The sequence below is a fragment of the Pseudomonas sp. MB-090624 genome (assembly GCF_003205245.1).
Classification (GTDB): Bacteria; Pseudomonadota; Gammaproteobacteria; order Pseudomonadales; family Pseudomonadaceae; genus Aquipseudomonas; species Aquipseudomonas juntendi.
This window is the reverse complement of sequence record NZ_QJRK01000051.1, coordinates 1-17,033: the sequence shown is the minus strand read 5'-3', so window position 1 is coordinate 17,033 and position 17,033 is coordinate 1. Positions and strand designations below refer to the sequence as shown.

The following is a 17,033-nucleotide window of genomic DNA, read 5'->3' as shown; positions in this document are numbered from 1 at the left end:
AGTCAAAGTAAACCGTGCTGGCAAGCTCATGCGGCGCCGTGTATTGGACATTGCCCTCGGCACTGTGGCGATGTTCGTGAGCGTTACGGTAGTCAGTGCGAGCAGCATTTATGGGGTCAACCACACCCATTGGGCAATCAACCGGTTCAGCGTCGATGGCCGTTCAGCCGTTGACATTATTGGGCCGTATCAAGGCGGCGGTGGAGGGTGCTGCTACACCGTTCCGTCGCAGTGGCGGCCAGGGATGACGGTACGGGTCGATTGGGAAACCGGAGTAGGAGGCACAAAAGGATTTCCTGGATTTGCGGATGAGGCGAAGTATGACGCTTGGTTACAACAAATCGAGGCACAAAAGCGCAGTCATCAGAAACTTGTCCCTGTACCTGACTACACCAATCAGAAAGTCTGCGGCATCACAGTGCATTTTCTGCCTTGCGAAGAGATTCAGGTCACTACCTCCTGTTACGCCTACGGCAGCCCTGAGTACCCGATCAAGACCCCGCTGCAATTGCCGGAGCCGCAGTCATGTCCTGCCAAAAGCACTGACCAGAAGGAGCACCAGTGATGCACGCGTTCATTAGAAAGGGTGACGGCTTGCGTGAGGCAGGCGGTGAGGTGCTCGAAGGGCACTATCTGTGTGAAGACCAGCCGATTGCCTGCAAGGGGGACGCTGTGCGCTGCAACCTGCATGGGCTGACGGTGATTGCCGAAGGCAGTGATCTGATCGAGATCGATGGTTGCCCGGTGGCACTGCACGCTCACCGCTGTGCTTGCGGATGTAGCCTGGTCAGTTCCTTGCCCGATACCTTGGCTGCTTCATGAAGAGGTTGCCGGTGTTTGCACCCTATCCATTGGCGCGTGAGCCTCGCTATTCGCGCTGGTTTGCAGGGGCAGTCGGGTTGTTGGCATTGCTCGGCGTTGAAAGTGTCCTGCCTCCTTCCCAGGTTGCACCGCACCTTGCCGCCTTTACGATGGGGGGCATGTTGCTCGCCGGGTTACTGGCATTCTTGATTCATGTGCTCTATTTCCGCTTCAACCGCCACAACGCCCAGTGCTATGGCGAAGCCGTGGAGCGGGAACAGCAGGCATGGTGGGTACAGCATCGTCAGAAAGCGGCGCTGGTCGAGTCGGTTCTGCTGAGTGCTTCGTGCGGTTGCCCGGAGGATCTGGACGGCTTGCTGGACCATGCGAAACAGCCACCCGTGGCACGGGAGACGGGTGAAGGCTTGGCGCTTCGTTTGCTCCAGGTGTTTGGACGCGACGCGAAGCAGCGCGAGCAAGAACTGGCAACATTGCTCGCACTGAAGTGGGGAGCACAGCGTGGCACCGATCAGGGCTTGACCCCATCAAGCTGCTATTGGCATGGCTCGCAGGCAGCCTGGCGTGCATTCGTCGAACAGATGGCGCAGTGCTGTCCTGACGTGCACCTGCCTGAATATCCTCAGACATGGGATGGGATTCTTAGCCTTGACGCGATCATCGATCAGTTGCAAGGGGTTCCTGATGGTGCGCGTGTTCTCTGTGCCGCTTGTCAGAGTTCCTCGCCTGATCGTGCAAGTTCTTTGCCGGCAGGCGAGGCGGCAGTGCTATGGCTACTCGGCACTGAAGGAGACGTGTCCTTTTCTCGTGGCGAGTGGTTCTCGCAGGCAGACGATGACCTAGCGACCGTTGCCCAACGGGCCGTTGAGCAAAGCCTGCTGGAGGCTCCGGCGCAGATCTGCATGTTGTTCTCTCAGTCTGACGTACCTGGGCTGGCCACAATCGGCTGGAATGCCAAGACCAACGTTCAGGACGCCAATTTTGGTGCGTTGAACCAACTTGAAGCAATGGTCGTGCAGACCCTCGCCGCTTGGTACGTCAAGCAGCATGGCGTGCCCTGCTCATGGCTGGCTTCAGACCCTCATTTCACCTTGACCCTTGGAATTGTGCGGCCCCATGAATCAGGTAGCTGAATCACAAAAAGTATCTGCTTGGCGAACGGTATTTTTACTCGCTGTAATGATGGCTGTATTGGTCACCGTCTGTGGGGCGGCCTGGTGGTTATGGGCAGGGCAGCCGAGCAGTCGGACTTCACTCTTGGACCTGCTCTTCAAGGGGCTGATTTTTTGGGGACTGCTTTTCGTAACATCGGTACTCGTATGGCGGGGAGTGTTGCACGGGATCCGGGGGCTTGTGCATCACCCTAGGGGACAACCGACTGATCTGGAGGTCGAGGCCGGATTGCCGGATGTGAATGCCCAAATCCAGACGCATTTGCGGCAGCACCATGGTCAGTTCTGGCGGCGACGAGTCCGGTTCTATGTCGTCGTTGGTGAGCCAACCGAAGTCGAAGCGGTCGCCCCCGGCTTGACACGCCAGCTGTGGCTGATGGGAAAGGATGCTGTTCTGCTCTGGGGGGGAAGTGTACAAGCCACCCTGGATAAAGCCTTGATAGAACAATGGTGCTCGTTAGTCCGCAGAGGTGAGCTACATGGCACCATCTGGGTGGTGAACAATGCTCAATGCAGCGATAGCGCATCTATTGGCGGCACTTTCAACTGGTTACAGGGGCTGGCGCGGCTATTGGGCTGGAAGGTATCCCTTCATGTGTGGCAGGTCTGCAACAGCGACTGGGCACAGCCAGCCCGTGACGTGCGGGCGGTGGGCTGCCAATTACCATCGCCGTTCACCGCAGCCCAATTGGTTGAGTGCCTGGATAACTTGCAACAGCCGCTGCGCGAGCAGGGGCTGGCGCAGATTGAGGGCCAGATAGCTCACGACTTTCTTCTGCGGCTCGCTCGTGACCTGCAGGTTGAGGGTGCTGGTCGATGGTATCGCTTGATTGAATCCCTCTCGGGAAGAGCCACGCCGGGCATCCAGATTCGTGGGGTGTGGTTCAGCTTGCCCGCTCAGAGGCCGGAACCGGCGTCGGCAATAGAACATCACTGGCCTGGGGATCCTGCCTGGTCAGGAATCCTCAATGACCGTTCTGCCCGTACCCGACGTTTAGGCTGGCACCCAGTCAGAGTCGCATACGTTTCTGTGCTGGGCCTAGCTTCCATTTGGGGCATTGGTTTGTTGGTTTCATTCACCAGCAACCGTGTCGAAGTCAGCCGAGTGGAAGCTGCGTACCGGACGCTACAACATACCCAAACCGGCAGTGACCCTTCGCACGCCCTGGCCGAGCTGGTACGGGAACTGTCCCGCCTGAGCTACCGCAGCGAACACGGCGCCCCCTGGTACCAACGCTTTGGCCTGAACCGCTCCGATGACTTGCGTGAGGCGGTGTGGCCGCTGTATGTCGAAGCCAATAACCGCCTGCTTCGTGATCCGGCCACGTTCGAGCTGGAGAGACAACTCACCGCACTGGTTAAGCTTGCACCAGGTAGCGCGGCACGTGCCAAGCGAGCGCAGCAAGCCTATGCCCAGCTTAAGGCCTACCTGATGTTGGCCCGCCCGGAAAAGGCCGATGCAGACTTCCTGGTCGACACTGTGGGCGCAAACCAGCCAGCCATGTGGCGGTTCTACGCCGAGCACCTACCCAACCACCCGGAGTGGGCGATCAAGGCCAACCCCAGGTTGATCGGCCAAGTCCGTCAGTTACTGCTCGCCGAACTCGGGCAGCGCAACGCCGAAGCCACGCTGCACCAACACGTCCTCGACACCGCCGCTAATCACTATGCCCCAATGGGCTTGCAGCAGATGGTCGGTGACACGGACGCGACCTCCCTGTTCACCAGCCGCGCGCAAGTCCCCGGCGCGTTCACCCGCGAAGCCTGGGAGGGCCAGGTCCGCATGGCTATTGACGACGCGGCCAATGCACGGCGTGAAGAAATCGACTGGGTATTGAGCGACAACGTGGGTGATGTCGCGGATGAACTGAGCCCTGAGCAACTGAAAGCGCGGCTGACCGCACGCTATTTCCGGGACTACAGCAGTGCCTGGCTGGCCTTTCTCAACAGCCTGCGTTGGCAGCAGAGCACAAGCCTGCATGATGTGACCGCCCAATTGACGCTGATGAGCGATGCCCGCCAGTCGCCCCTGATCGCCCTGATGAACACTCTGAGTTACCAAGGCCAGGCGGGTGTCCGTGGCCAGGCCCTGGCCGACTCGCTGATCGAATCGGCGCAGAAGCTGGTCGGGCAGAAAGCACCGCCGATGGTCGACCAGCTGGCTCAAGCGCCCAGCGGTCCACTCGACAGTACCTTCGGTCCGCTGATGGCGTTACTGGGCAAAGCCCCCGAAGGCCGAGCCAGCAGTGACCACTTGAGCCTGCAAGCCTTCCTCACCCGCGTCACCAGCGTGCGACTGAAGCTTCAGCAGATCACCAACGCCCCAGACCCGCAGGCCATGACGCAAGTGCTGGCGCAAACCGTATTTCAAGGCAAGGGCGTCGACCTGACCGATGCGCAGGCCTACGGAAGCCTGATTGCCGCGAGCTTGGGCGCCGAGTGGGGCCCTGTAGCCCATGCGCTATTTGTGCAGCCGTTGACGCAGGCCTGGCAGCAGATCCTGCAGCCGTCTTCTGCTGGCCTGAACCGGGATTGGCAGCGCGCCATCGTCGATGAGTGGCATGGCGCCTTTGACAACCGTTACCCCTTTGCCGCCTCCAGCAGTGATGCATCCCTGCCCATGCTCGGGCAGATGATTCGGGCCGACTCCGGGCGCATCGAGCAATTCCTGCACCAGCAACTCAATGGCCTGGTGCGCAAAGAGGGGAGCCGCTGGGTGATCGATCCTCGCCAAAGCCAGGGCCTGCGTTTCAACCCTGCCTTTCTGGAAGCAATCAACCACCTCAGCCAACTGGCGGACGTGCTCTATACCGACGGTGGCATGGGCATGAGCTTCGAGCTGCGCGGCAAACCCGTGCAGGACGTGGTGCAAACCCGCTTCGTGCTCAACGGCGAGCAGCATCATTACTTCAACCAGCGTGAGCGCTGGCAGCGCTTTAGCTGGCCAGGGCAGGGTGACCACCCCGGCATCAGCCTGACCTGGACCGGTATCCATGGCGGCGAACGGTTGTATGCGGACTACCAGGGCACCTGGGGTTTGATACGCCTGCTGGAAGAGGCCACCGTCACCCCGCTGGATGACGGCGACAGCCGCTTTCGGGTGGTACTGAGCGCGCCGGACGGCCTGGGCCTGACCTGGCACCTACGCACCGAGCTGGCTGACGGCCCGCTGACCTTGCTTAAGTTGCGCGGCTTCCGTCTGCCCAGGGACATCTTCCTCGTGGGTGATGCGCGCTTCGCGCATAACGGAGGCCCGCAATGAGCCTAAGCAGCCTGGTCGCGAGTTGCCTCCCGGATCGCGATGCACTCGCCTTGGCCCGTGAACACAGCCAATGCTGGGAAGCCTGGCTGTCCCCCATCAGCGTTGATACGCCCGTGGGTGAAGACCCCGGTTATGACGACGATTTCCAACGCATGCGCGAAGAGGTCAACCGGCTGTCCGGCGCAGATGTAGAGTTGGTCGCACAGCTTGGGCAACGGTTGCTGCAACATGCCTGCAAAGACTTGCGCGTAGCGACGTATTACCTGTGGGCCCGCCTGCACACCGATGGGGAGCCCGGGCTGGCAGACGGCTTGAGCCTGCTGGCTGCGTTGCTGGAGCGGTATTCTGCGGACATCCTGCCGGCGCGCCCCAACAGCCGAAAAATGGCCTTGGAGTGGCTGGCCGGCAACCGGGTGCTGGCCAGTCTGTCGTTGTACCCCCAGGTGGTCAAGGCCGAGGCCCAGCGCACCGTGGCGGCGCTAGTGTGGCTGGAGCAGGCCTTCAGCGCTTGGCCAGAAGACCAACGACCATGCCTGGACGGACTGTACACCGCGCTGTCCGCTCGCCTGGCAGTGGCGGGTGGTGTGGATGCGATCGTTCCGCAAACCAGTAGTGAATCTGCGCCAACTCATTCGGCCACCCGCCCGAGTTCGTCGTTGATCAAGTCCGGGCGAGACTTGCTGGACAGCGGGCGGCAGTTAGCGACCTACCTGCGCGAGCAACCCGAAGGCTGGCTGGCGGCCCACCGGCTGATGAAGAGCTTGCGCTGGGACACCGTGCACCAAGTCCCGCCGCAAGACGCACAGGGCATAACCCGCCTGGCGCCCCCACGTGGTGAATACCGTGTCCAGCTCAAGCGCTTGCACGTGCAGCAACGCTGGAGCGAATTGATCGACCAGGCCGAGCGCATGTACGCCGAGGGCGTCAACCACTTCTGGCTGGACCTGCAATGGTATCTGCACCAGGCCTTGAACAAATCTCCGCACCCGCACAGTAGCTGGGCAGCCGTCATCAAACATGACCTGAACACGCTGCTGCAGCGCTTGCCCGGGCTAGAAACGCTGTATTGGCGCGATGGCTCGGCCTTCGCAGATGAAACCACACGCGAATGGATCAACCAGCACGTCAGCGACAGCCGCGGCGCGCAATGGCTGCCTGCTGCAGCCTCGGCAACCCCCATGGCCAGTTGCGACATCCTTGCACTGGAACCCGAGGCGCTGGCGCAAGCCGATGCTGAGGGTGTCGAGCAGGCGCTGGCCTGGCTGGCAAACCGGCCGGATACGCAGGCCGGGCGCCAGCGCTGGTTGCTGCGCCTGCTGATGGCGCGGGTGGCCGAGCAATACGGCAAGGCCGAACTGGCGATTCATTTGTTCACGGAGCTGGATACCACCGCGCACCACCACGCATTGACCGACTGGGAGCCCGAGCTGATCTTCGAGGTAAAGGCGCGTTTGCTCAAACTGCTGCGTTTGAAGGCCCAGCGCAACGATGCCGACCGGCCGGCCCTGGCACGGCGGATGGAGCGGCAGCTGGCGACGTTGGTCGCCATTGACCCTGTACGTGCTGCGGTGCTGTGCAGCTAACTCACATTGATCAGGACCCTTTTTTGAATAAGGACAACCCAACCCTGCGCTACTTCGATGCCGAGATGCGCTACTTGCGCGAAGCGGGTAAAGAGTTCGCCCAGGCGTTCCCGGACCGTGCCGCGCAGCTGAACCTGGACAAACCCGGCGCGCAAGACCCCTATGTGGAGCGCCTGTTCGAGGGCTTCGCGTTTCTCATGGGGCGCCTGCGTGAAAAACTGGACGACGATTTGCCCGAACTGACCGAGGGGCTGGTCAGCCTGCTGTGGCCACACTACCTGCGCACCATACCCTCGCTGGCCATCGTTGAACTGATGCCAGATGTGAGCCAGATGAAAAGCAGCGAAACCCTTGCCAGGGGCTTTGAGGTGCTGTCTCAGCCAGTGGGGCCACAACGTACCCGCTGCCGCTATTCCACAACACAGGCTCTGACACTACAACCGCTCCAGCTGGGCGCCGTACGTCTAGATAATGAACCCGACGGGCGCGCAGTGCTGCGCCTGCGTTTTGTCCGTGGGGACCTGGCCGACTGGAATCGGCTGGATCTGTCCCGACTACCGTTGTACTTGAATGCTGATGCAGCGTTGGCCAGCGCACTGCATCAAGCACTGACCTTGAAGGTAAAGGCACTGTACGTGCGAATACCGGGCGAGGCAGAGCGCCAGCTAATGGAAGGTCATTTCAAGCCCAAGGGCTTCGCCGACGATGACTGTCTTTGGCCCAAAGGCGACAGTGCCTTCAGCGGCTATCAACTGTTGCTTGAGTACTTTACCTTCCGTGAGAAGTTCATGTTCGTCACACTGTGCGGGCTTGAGTCGCTAGCGATACCCGCGCAGGCCCCGTGGTTCGAACTGGAAGTGGTGCTTGATGAAGCGTGGTCGCATGCCTTCATCCCCAATCAGGATCACATTCGCTTGCACGCGGTGCCAGTGATCAACCTGTTTCCACTGGAAGCCGACCCACTCAACCTGGACCCGCTGCAAAACGAGTACTTGCTTCGCCCGATGCGGCTGCAGGACGGGCACACGGAAATCTATTCCGTGGACAGGGTGTCCGGTTCGAAGAACAGTGTCCGGCACGACTATGTGCCTTTCAGCAGCTTTCGCCACAAGGGTGGCATGCTCCGCGATGAAGCGCCGGAGCGGTATTTTCATACCCGGCTCAGGCAGGGCGCCAATGGCCTGCATGACACCTGGCTGATCCTGGGCGGGGAAGGCTTTGACAAGGACGTGCTGCTCCAGCGCAACAGCCTGTCACTGCGCCTTACCGGGACCAATGGCCAACTGCCGCGCAAGGCGCTGCGCAGTACGTTGCTCGACGCTACCGCACAGTCCACCCAGGCCGGGCTGCAGGTGCGCAACCTGACCTCACCCACGCTGCCGAGCTACCCGCCGAATCGTGACCGTTTCCACTGGCGAGTGCTGAGCCATCTGGGCTCGAACTTCCTGCCCATGCTCAACAGTGCCGAAGTGCTGCGCGGCACGCTGGCCTTGTATGAGTGGACGGGTAGCGAAACCAATCGCCGTCGCCTGGAGGCCATCGTTGAGGTCAGGCATCACCTTATCCAGCGGTTCGAAAAAGGCTTTCTGCTGCGCGGCGTGGATATCGAAGTGACGCTCGACAGCAATGGCTTTTCCGGGGAGGGGGACATTTGCCTGTTCGGTGAAATGCTCAGCCGCTTCTTCGCCCTGTATGCCGATATTCACTTGTGCACGCAATTGACCTTGATCCTGCAACCTACGGGGAGGTGCCTGCGATGGAGCGAACATCACAGTCAGCGTATTCCCGGCTGAAAGCAGCAGGGCTTTTGCAGGTGCTGCAGGGGCAGGTTGCCTCGGCCAATGTGTATCGCGTGTGCCAGCTACTGGAGCAGGTACTGGCTGATCACCCGCCGTTAGGCAGCACCGCCCATCCAGGTGATGACGGGGTACGCTTTCGGCCTGATCCGGGGATGGGGTTTCCCGCAGGTGAGCTGAAGGCCATTGAGTCTGACGCCACCTGCCCCGAACGACCTATCACGATACGAACGCGGCTGCTGGGTTTGTACGGTGTCGATTCGCCGCTGCCAACAGCCTACCTGGACGACATCGCCCAGCGCCGTGAAGGCCACGAAGCCGTTGAGGCGTTTCTCGACATCTTCAACCATCGGGTATTCACCCAGTTCTACCGGATCTGGCGTAAATACTCGTACCCCGCCACATTTCAGGCGGGCGGGGGCGATACCACCTCGCAATGCCTGTTGGGTTTGATCGGGCTCGGCATACCGGGTACGGCCGAGCGTATTGCCACGCCCATGTCACGCTTCCTGGCGCTGCTCAGCGTTATGCGCTTGCCCACCCGCAACGCCGAGGGCATTTCAGCGCTGGTCAAGCTGCTGGCTCCAGGTACCCAGGCACATGTCACCGGCCATTGGCCGCAACGTGTGGTAGTTGGGCGGCCAGCCAGCCTGGCAAAGGATAGCCCGGTCAGTCTCTCCCAAGGCTTGCCGCTAGGCACTGTCGGGCTTGATGCGAACAGCCAGTTGCGCCTCTTGCTGCACACCAATGACCCGGATGAGGCGCGCGAGTGGCTGCCTGGTGGCCAGCTGCTGCTGGACATGCAAGTACTGCTGGAGGTGTACCTCGGGTGGCGCTGCACGGCCAGGCTACAGCTTTCCATTGCGCTGCGTCTGTTACCCGTACCGGTGCTTGGCCATACGCAAGTGAGGCTGGGAATGACTGCAGTGCTGGGTTTGCCGGCAGGCGAAGAAGCTACGGCCCACACCATCACCATCAATCTGGGTCGTTATCAAGGCCTGAAACTGCACCCTTGCAACAGGGAGGTAGCGCATGTGGCGTACCACTTCTAAACGCTTCACGGCCGTGGCGTTGGCGATACTGCTGGGCGGCTGCGGCCTCACCCAGAAGGTCGTTGACGGCACAGCCTCCACCGCCCATGCGATCTTCTACAAGCAAGTCAAAACACTGCATCTGGATTTCACGGGGCGGGCAGCAATGAATACTGACAGCACCGAGATGAGCGGGTTGTCCGTTCCGGTGCTGATACGGGTCTACCAACTGCGTGATCACAAGGCACTGGACCGGGCCGCCTACGACGATCTTGTCAGCCACGGCGGGCGTGTGCTGGGTAGTGACTTGTTGAACGAAAAGGCTGTAGTGGTCAAACCTGGTGAAGCGGCTCAGCTCAGCACGCCTTTGCACAGTGAGTCTCGGTACATTGCCGTTGTTGCCTTGTTCCGAAACCCGGACCTGGAGCAAGACGCGTGGCGCCTGACCTTGCAGCGTGATGACCTCGCCCCGGACCAGCCCAGGGTCATTGAACTGGGCGACAACCGCTTGAAGTTGCGCCCGCGCGCCGAGGGCTGAGCACATGACCGAGCCAGGCCCTTCGCTTTACGAAACGCTGCTGCAACATTACAGCGGCGAGCTGGAACTGCAGCGGGTCAGTGAGGATGACCAACTGACGCTCTCGGTTCTGGACAATCTCCAGCGCATTCTGAACAGCCGCGCCGGAACCCTCGCCCATCTGCCGGAATATGGCTTACCGGATATGGGCACGGTTTTACAAGGGTTGCCTGCCTCGGCCCATGGCTTGATGAATGACATCGTGAGCACCTTGCGCAGATATGAGCCGCGGCTTGCAGAAGTCCGCATCCAGCTGCTAGCGCAGCGACGGCCGGGCCACCTGGAATACGCACTCGAAGTTCGCATCAACGGCGGTGGCCGGGTTGCCTTCGGGGCCACGCTTGCGCCAGATGGAAGGGTGGTCGTGCGTCACCTGAAGCGGGAAGGCTATCTCACCAAGCCATAGACCTACAGACAAGGGGGCCAGATGACGGCGCTTTTTGAAATGCGGATTCGCCTGGGAGACGACCCAGGCAGTTTTGATGAGTTCAAGGTGTTGCGCGGCGAGCTGGCCAAGCTTGATCACCCCGCGTGCCCTGATGTCGACTGGGCAAAAGTCGAAGCATTGTGCTTGAGGCTCTTCGAGCGGAACGGGGTGGAGTTGCAGACGGCAGTGTCCTTCATCCTGGCGCGTAGTTACCGTGCAGGGCTCGCGGGTTTGACCGAGGGCGTGGCACTGCTCTGTACACTTACGGACGCGTGGCCGCGCTTGTGGCCGTTGCAAGCTTCATCCCGTATCGATCTCATCGCCTGGTTGTTTGCCCGTTTGCATCCTTTGGTCCGAATGCTGGAGTGGGGCGGAGCGAGCCTGGTGACGCTGGGGGAACTGATTACTGAACTGGGGCGGCTGGAGCGTCGCCTGGAGCAGCTTGGCCACGCCCCCTTGGCCTCGCTGAAGGTGTTCCGACAGCAGGTCAGCAGCGTGATGCAGCGCATGTCGGGAGGCCGCGACGTGCCGATGCCGCTTGCGTTGCAACCATGGGGGTCACCCGCTACGCCAGCGCTTAGCCCACAGATCGCCGCAGTGGTCTCAGCACCACCGGCCTACAGTTTTGTGGTCGAGCCTGTGGTGCAGAAGCGCGCGGTATTGCCGTGGCTGCTGGTACTGTCGGTCTCCTGCGTTTTTGCGGGATGGTTAGGCTGGCAAGAATGGGCATCCAGGCAAATCAAAAACGCCCCCATGCCTGAGCCGATCCAACTCGATAGCCTGAACCTGTTCGAGCCGGGCAGTGCCGAACTGAAACCAGGTTCTACCAAAGCGCTGATCAATGCACTGGTGGGTATCAAGGCTCAACCGGGTTGGCTGATCGTGATCTCCGGGCACGCGGACGCACGGGGTGATGCGGCCAGAAACCTCGACCTGTCCAGAGCCCGTGCCTTGGCCGTGCGCGACTGGATGCAGCGCATGGGAAACATCCCGGACAGTTGCTTCGCTGTGCAAGGTGTTGCCGCCAGCCAGCCAGTCAGTAGCAATGCTACCCGGCTTGGGCGCGCTGAGAATCGGCGCGTGGATATCCGAATGCTGCCACAGAGCAGCGCGTGCAACGATCTCGCCGACCTTTGACACACAAGGTAGTGCGTAACTGAACATCCAGGCCGTGTGCCAAAAGAAAGCGTAGTTTCGATAGCGGACACTAGGAACTGCTCAACGCCATGCCAGCGATATAGCCAAAGGTCATGCCCGGCCCCAGGGTAATACCGCCGCTCGGGTAGTGCCCGCCCATCACGCTGTGCATATCGTTGCCCACCGCATACAGCCCGGGAATAGGCTGCGCCTGCTCGTTCAGCACCCGGGCCGCCGCGTCTGTCGCCAGACCGGCAAAAGTGCCAAGGCTGCCGGGCAACAGCCTGACCGCGTAGAACGGCCCGTTCAGCAGGGGCCGTAGCGAGGGGTTGGGCCCGTGCAACGGTTCCCCTTGGGCGCGGTTATAGGCTGACGCGCCGCGGCCGTAAACGGGGTCCAGGCCCTGGGCCGCATGCTGGTTAAACGCCGCCACCGTGCACTGCAACTGCGCCGCATCGATGCCACAGCGCTGCGCCAGTTGGGCCAGGCTGTCGCCCTTGTGCAAGTAGCCACAGCGTTGGTAGATGCGGGTGGGGAACGGAAAGGGTTTGGCCCAGCCAATGCCATAGCGCCGTTGCGCGGCATGGTCGCAGATCAGCCAGGCCTGCGCCGGCTCGCCCTGCGGCGTGGCGGCGAACAATGCATTCATGAAGTCGTGGTAGCAATCGGCCTCGTTGGCGAAGCGCCGGCCATCGCTGCGTACCGCAATGAAACCGGGTTTGGCGCGGTCGACCAGGTGTGGAAAGTGGCCATGACTGCCATCGCGGCGTGGCACCTGCGACACGGGTGCCCAAGCCCCGGCATGGGCACCGCAGCTATGTACCTGGCCACCGGCCTGTTCGCCCAGGCGCAGGCCGTCCCCGGTGTTTTCCCGGGGCGCGGCAGAATAATGCTGGTGACCTTGCGGCGCATGCGGCACCAGTTGCGCAATACGCTGACGATCATGCGGGAAGCCCCCGCAAGCCAGCACCACGCCACGGCGCGCATGAATCACCTGGCCGTCGGCAAACTGTGCGCCGCCGACCCGGCCTGAGCCCAGCAGGCGCGTGGCCGCCTTGCCGGTCAGCACGGTCACGCCCAGATCGAGCGCACTGCGCAGCAGGCGTGCCACCAGCGCGTTGCCATTGACCAGCTGCTGGCCGCGACGGTGCAGCAGCAGATCGCGGCCATGGCGCAGCAGCCGCCTGCCGACATGCATGGCCGCCTTGGGCGAGCGGGTGGCGTTGAAGAAGGCGGCCATGTCGGCGCCCCCGGCAATGCCCATGCCGGCCAGGCTGACGATGTCCAGCGGCGGGCGCAGCTTGTGCAGCCAAGGCCCCAGCCGGCGCCCGTCGTAGGGCAGTGCGCACAGCGAGCGGCCGCCGTGCGCACTGCCGTCACCTGCGTGCATGTCGGGCATGCGGCTGCCGCTTTGAAACTGCACGGCAGTGTGCCGCTGGAAAAACGCCACCATGTCCGGGCCGTGGTGCAGAAACGCCTGTTGGCGCGCATCCAGTTCACTGACATGGGTTTGCGCGCGCAGGTAGCGCTCCGGGGCGTCGCCCGTCTCGACGATGCCCTCGGCAACAGCCAGCGGGTTGCGGGGTATCCACAGCCAGCCGCCCGACCAGGCGCTGGTGCCACCCAGGTGGGTGGCCTTTTCGGCGATGATTACCTGCTGGCCATGGTGTGCCGCAGTCACGGCGGCCGCCAGGCCCGCGGCACCAGCGCCGATGACCAATACGTCGCATTGCAGAGGTTGCATGGCGTGGTTCCGTAAGGGCGGTGAAAAGGGGTGTGCAGGGTTTACTGCAAGGGCGAAAAACCGGTGGGCCGCATCAGCCGTGAGTGCAGGCGCACGACTGCCCCCAGCTCCCGGTTGCGCCGCGAGAATTCCGCCCAGCGTGGGTCCGCCGCCATGGCCGCCCTGCGCGCCATGCGCTCGTCCAGGCTGCTATAGCCCCAGATATGCACCACCTGGTTGACGTCGCCGAACTCGCTGGTGAAAAAGCCCACCAGGTTGCCCAAATGTTCGCTTTGCACCTCCAGCGCGTGGCTCTGGTACAGCGCGAGCCAGTCGGCCATTTTCAGGGGGTCGAGGGTGTAGGTTCTCAGTTCGTAGTACATGCTGGGGTCTCCGTGGGGGTGGTGGGCGCCTGAAGGCGCGCAGCGATGTGGTTGGCAGCGAGCCAGCCGAACGTCAGGGCAGGGCCCAGGGTGATGCCGGGCCCGGGGTAGGTGCCTTTCATCAGTGAGTTCATGTCGTTGCCAACCGCGTACAACCCGGCGATGGGCTGACCGTTGCGGTTCAGTACATTGGCATCGGTGTTGGTGACCAGGCCGCAGGCCGAACCGAGGTCGCCGGTGTGGAGGCGGATGGCATAGAACGGCGCGCGGGTGAGCGGCGCCAGGCAGGGGTTGGGTTGGTGCTGCGGGTCGCCCATGTAGCGGTTGTAGCTGTTGCCGCCTTTGCCGAATGCACGGTCGGTGCCCGTGGCGGCATCACGGTTGAACTGCTCGAGGGTGCGGGCAAGCCCCTCCGGGTCCACGCCGATGGCCTGGGCCAGGGCTTGCGCTGTGGTCGCCCGGTACAGGTAGCCGGCATCGACCAGCGCCTGGTTGTTCACGGGGCTGGGCCGCGCCAGGCCCAGGCCATAGCGGTGCATCGCCTGGCCATCACAGACCAGCCAGCAACTGTTGATGCCTTTGGCGAACATCGTCTGCACGAAATGGTGATACGAGTCGGATTCGTTGACGAAGCGCCGGCCGCTGGCGTCTACCGCAATCACGCCGGGTTTGGCGCGGTCGGTCACCAGGTGCGGGAAACGTTCGTGGCGACCGTCGGCATGGCGGAGTTCGGAAACCGGTGCCCAGAAGAAGTTCGCCGCCAGGCCGTCGCCAACCGCGGCGGCCACTGCCTGGCCAAGGCGCAGTGCGGCACCGTCGTTGCTCGGCGGTGACATGCTCAGGTGCCCGCCCGCTTGCGCTGGGCGGTAGCTGGCGGCCAGCGCGCCAGCGGCGAACCCACCCATGGCGCACACCACGCCGCCACGGGCCATTACCCGTTCGCGGCGCCCGTCACGCTGTACCACCACGCCGGTGACCCTGCCGCACTCGGTGATCAGCTCCCCGGCGGCGCTGTTCAACCACAGTTGCGTGCCATGGGCGAAGGCGCTGGTGGCGAGCCGGGCAACCAGTGCGTTGCCGGTCGTCAGCCGCGTGCCGCGCGGGTGCTGCAGCCTGTCCCGCCCATAGCGGGCCAATAGCTTCAGGCAGTGCCACAGTGACCGGGGCGAGCGGCGCATGCTGAGAAAGTGCTGGATGTCCACGCGGTTGACCATCATGCCGCCGAACAGCAGCATGCCCGGCGGTGGCATCTGCAGCGCGTTGAAATGCGCGCCGAGTCGCCTGCCATCGTATTCGACCATTTCCAGCGCGCGCCCAAACTCGGTGGCGCCGGGGGCGTGCGGGTAGTAATCCGGCGAGTGCGGGCGCAGGGAATAGCGCAATTCGGTGTGTTGCTCCAGCCAGCGCAGCGCCTGGTGACCTTGCTCGATGAAGGCGTCGGCCAGGGCTGCGTCGTAGCCGTTACCAATCACGTGTTTGAGGTAGGTGCGCATGGCCTCGGGGGAGTCTTCGGCCCCCGCCGCGCGCGCCTGGTCGGTGCCGTACAGCCACACGGCACCGCCAGAAATGGCCGAAGTGCCACCGAAGTGCCCGGCCTTCTCCACCACCAGCACTTTCAGCCCGCGGTAGGCGGCCGTAGCGGCGGTGGCAAAGCCGCCGGCGCCACTGCCCAGCACAACCAGGTCGTAGCTATGTGAAGCTGCTTCATGAGTCGCCATGGCTTCAGATCTCCAGCGGCGTCACGCCCATGAAGGCGCCCAGATGGCCGAGTTGGGCAAAGGCCATTTCCGGCCCTGTCTGGATGTTGCAGCCGACCTGGCGGGCGCGGTTGAGCAGCGGGGTGATCTCGGGCGCAGTGACCACGTCGGCTACCAGGGTTTCGGGCAGCAAGGTGGCCAGCAAGGCGGCGGGCAATGGCAACTCGGCACGGCTGCCCATTCCAACCGGAGAGGCATTGGCCAGCAGGTCGAAGCCTTCGAGCCCATTGAACGCTGTGTGGACCGTGAGCCCGCGGAAGGCAGTGCCAAGCAGGTCGCACAGTGCGCCCAGGCGCTCGCTGCTGGGGTCGCTGAGGGTAATACTGCCGATGCCGGCCTCGGCCAAGGCATAGGCGATGGCGCTGCCGACGCCACCACAGCCGATCACCAGTGCACGCTTGCCCGTTGGCACGAAGCCGTGCTTGCGCGCAGCACCGAGGAAGCCGGCGCCGTCAACGTTGTCACCCAGCAAACGGCCGTCGCGTTCGCGGCGTACCACATTGACCGAGCCCAAGGCCGCAGCGCGTTCGCTCAGCGCATCCAGGCGCTTGGCCAGGGCCTGCTTGTACGGCACCGTGACCACGCAACCGCGCAGGTTTTGCCAACCGCGCAGGGCACCGACAAAGCTGTCCAGCGCTGCCCCGTGCAAGTCGATGGGCAGCATGGCGACATCGCGGTGGTGGTTGGCGAACCAGGTGTTGAAGTTTTCCGGGGACTTCACCTGGGCGATGGGGGCACCGACGATGGCGACCAGTTCAGTGGAACCACGAATCATGCTGACCTCATTATTGGCGTTGTTGTGGCGCCAAGGTTGAGGTAGTCAAACGCAGACAACAATGCGCTTGGCGGCGAGTTGATGCGATAATCGCAGCCATGCTCCGGTTATCGCATTGATCGGCCCGATTAGCTTCCAGCACTGAGGTCAGGCATGCCCACCCCCGTCATTCATCCCCGCGACCTTATCGCCGGCCTGCAAAAGGGCCTGGCACTGATGCAGGTGTTCAGTGCCGAGCAGCCGCGCCTCAGTGTGCCGCAAGCCGCCCGCCTGTCAGGCCTCACCCCCAGCGCTGCGCGGCGTTTTTTGTTGACCTTGGTGCATGAGGGCTTCGCCCAGACCGACAGCCGTGAGTACTGGCTTACGCCCAAGGCCTTGCGCCTTGGGCAGGCCTATGTGGACTCGGCGCAATTGCCGCGCATGCTGCGGCCAATCATCGAGCAGGTGGCGCGGCAGACCCAGGAGCATGTGTCGGTTGGCACCCGCGATGGGGACGAAATCATCCACCTGGTGCGCAGCCGCTACAGCCATGTGGCGTCGTTATCGATCCGGCCAGGTTCGCGGGTGCCGATGTATTGCACGGCCGGGGGG

The 17,033-nt window shown here is 62.7% G+C and carries 15 protein-coding genes; 11 read left to right on the top strand and 4 right to left on the bottom strand.

Going from position 1 to position 17,033, the window contains the following annotated elements; all coding sequences use genetic code 11:
* Positions 1-70 precede the first annotated feature (70 nt).
* Genes DMX12_RS23905 through DMX12_RS23850 form a run of 10 tightly spaced genes read left to right on the top strand, consistent with a single transcriptional unit; the run spans position 71 to position 11,804 of the window.
* Positions 71-565 carry a DUF3304 domain-containing protein gene (locus tag DMX12_RS23905; RefSeq protein WP_110679637.1) on the top strand — a complete coding sequence of 165 codons (495 nt, stop codon included), beginning with the start codon at positions 71-73 and terminating at the stop codon, positions 563-565.
* Entirely contained in the window at positions 565-822 is a 258-nt protein-coding gene (locus tag DMX12_RS23900; RefSeq protein ID WP_110679614.1) for a PAAR domain-containing protein, read from the top strand. The genes DMX12_RS23905 and DMX12_RS23900 overlap by 1 nt, the downstream gene beginning before the upstream one ends.
* A gap of 11 nt (positions 823-833) precedes the next feature.
* Positions 834-1,952, top strand: a complete 1,119-nt coding sequence (locus DMX12_RS23895; RefSeq protein WP_256599078.1) for a hypothetical protein — start codon at positions 834-836, stop codon at positions 1,950-1,952.
* Between the two features lie 49 nt (positions 1,953-2,001).
* Positions 2,002-5,253 carry an ImcF-related family protein gene (locus DMX12_RS23880; RefSeq protein ID WP_371928285.1) on the top strand — a complete coding sequence of 1,084 codons (3,252 nt, stop codon included), beginning with the start codon at positions 2,002-2,004 and terminating at the stop codon, positions 5,251-5,253.
* Complete coding sequence (gene tssA, locus DMX12_RS23875; RefSeq protein WP_110679610.1) at positions 5,250-6,836, top strand: type VI secretion system protein TssA; 1,587 nt, start codon at positions 5,250-5,252, stop codon at positions 6,834-6,836. Before DMX12_RS23880 ends, tssA begins: the two co-directional genes overlap by 4 nt.
* 23 nt (positions 6,837-6,859) lie before the next feature.
* The gene (gene tssF / locus DMX12_RS23870) at positions 6,860-8,629 is read left to right on the top strand and encodes a type VI secretion system baseplate subunit TssF (protein ID WP_110679609.1); all 1,770 of its coding nucleotides are present in this window, start codon (positions 6,860-6,862) and stop codon (positions 8,627-8,629) included.
* Positions 8,593-9,684, top strand: coding sequence for a type VI secretion system baseplate subunit TssG (gene tssG / locus DMX12_RS23865; protein ID WP_110679608.1), 1,092 nt, complete (start codon positions 8,593-8,595; stop codon positions 9,682-9,684). Before tssF ends, tssG begins: the two co-directional genes overlap by 37 nt.
* Positions 9,665-10,201: a type VI secretion system lipoprotein TssJ gene (tssJ, locus tag DMX12_RS23860; protein WP_110679607.1), complete on the top strand. Its 537-nt coding sequence runs from the start codon at positions 9,665-9,667 to the stop codon at positions 10,199-10,201. Before tssG ends, tssJ begins: the two co-directional genes overlap by 20 nt.
* A gap of 4 nt (positions 10,202-10,205) precedes the next feature.
* The gene (gene tssE, locus DMX12_RS23855; RefSeq protein WP_110679606.1) at positions 10,206-10,646 is read left to right on the top strand and encodes a type VI secretion system baseplate subunit TssE; all 441 of its coding nucleotides are present in this window, start codon (positions 10,206-10,208) and stop codon (positions 10,644-10,646) included.
* Positions 10,647-10,667: 21 nt separating this feature from the next.
* Entirely contained in the window at positions 10,668-11,804 is a 1,137-nt protein-coding gene (locus DMX12_RS23850) for an OmpA family protein (RefSeq protein WP_110679605.1), read from the top strand.
* A gap of 70 nt (positions 11,805-11,874) precedes the next feature.
* Here DMX12_RS23850 and DMX12_RS23845 read toward each other — a convergent pair whose 3' ends face one another.
* The 4 genes from DMX12_RS23845 to DMX12_RS23830 are packed head-to-tail and all read right to left on the bottom strand — an operon-like array spanning position 11,875 to position 16,442.
* Positions 11,875-13,548 carry an FAD-dependent oxidoreductase gene (locus DMX12_RS23845; protein ID WP_110679604.1) on the bottom strand — a complete coding sequence of 558 codons (1,674 nt, stop codon included), beginning with the start codon at positions 13,546-13,548 and terminating at the stop codon, positions 11,875-11,877.
* A gap of 41 nt (positions 13,549-13,589) precedes the next feature.
* Complete coding sequence (locus tag DMX12_RS23840; protein WP_029887308.1) at positions 13,590-13,910, bottom strand: NIPSNAP family protein; 321 nt, start codon at positions 13,908-13,910, stop codon at positions 13,590-13,592.
* Positions 13,895-15,628 (bottom strand): FAD-dependent oxidoreductase, encoded by a 1,734-nt coding sequence (locus tag DMX12_RS23835; RefSeq protein WP_110679603.1) that lies wholly within the window; start codon positions 15,626-15,628, stop codon positions 13,895-13,897. Before DMX12_RS23835 ends, DMX12_RS23840 begins: the two co-directional genes overlap by 16 nt.
* A gap of 4 nt (positions 15,629-15,632) precedes the next feature.
* Positions 15,633-16,442, bottom strand: a complete 810-nt coding sequence (locus tag DMX12_RS23830; protein WP_110679602.1) for a shikimate dehydrogenase — start codon at positions 16,440-16,442, stop codon at positions 15,633-15,635.
* A 153-nt stretch (positions 16,443-16,595) separates the two neighbouring features.
* On the opposite strand from DMX12_RS23830, the gene DMX12_RS23825 reads away from it, so the two are divergent.
* Positions 16,596-17,033 (top strand): helix-turn-helix domain-containing protein (locus tag DMX12_RS23825; protein WP_146226862.1); only part of this gene is annotated, 438 nt, incomplete at its 3' end.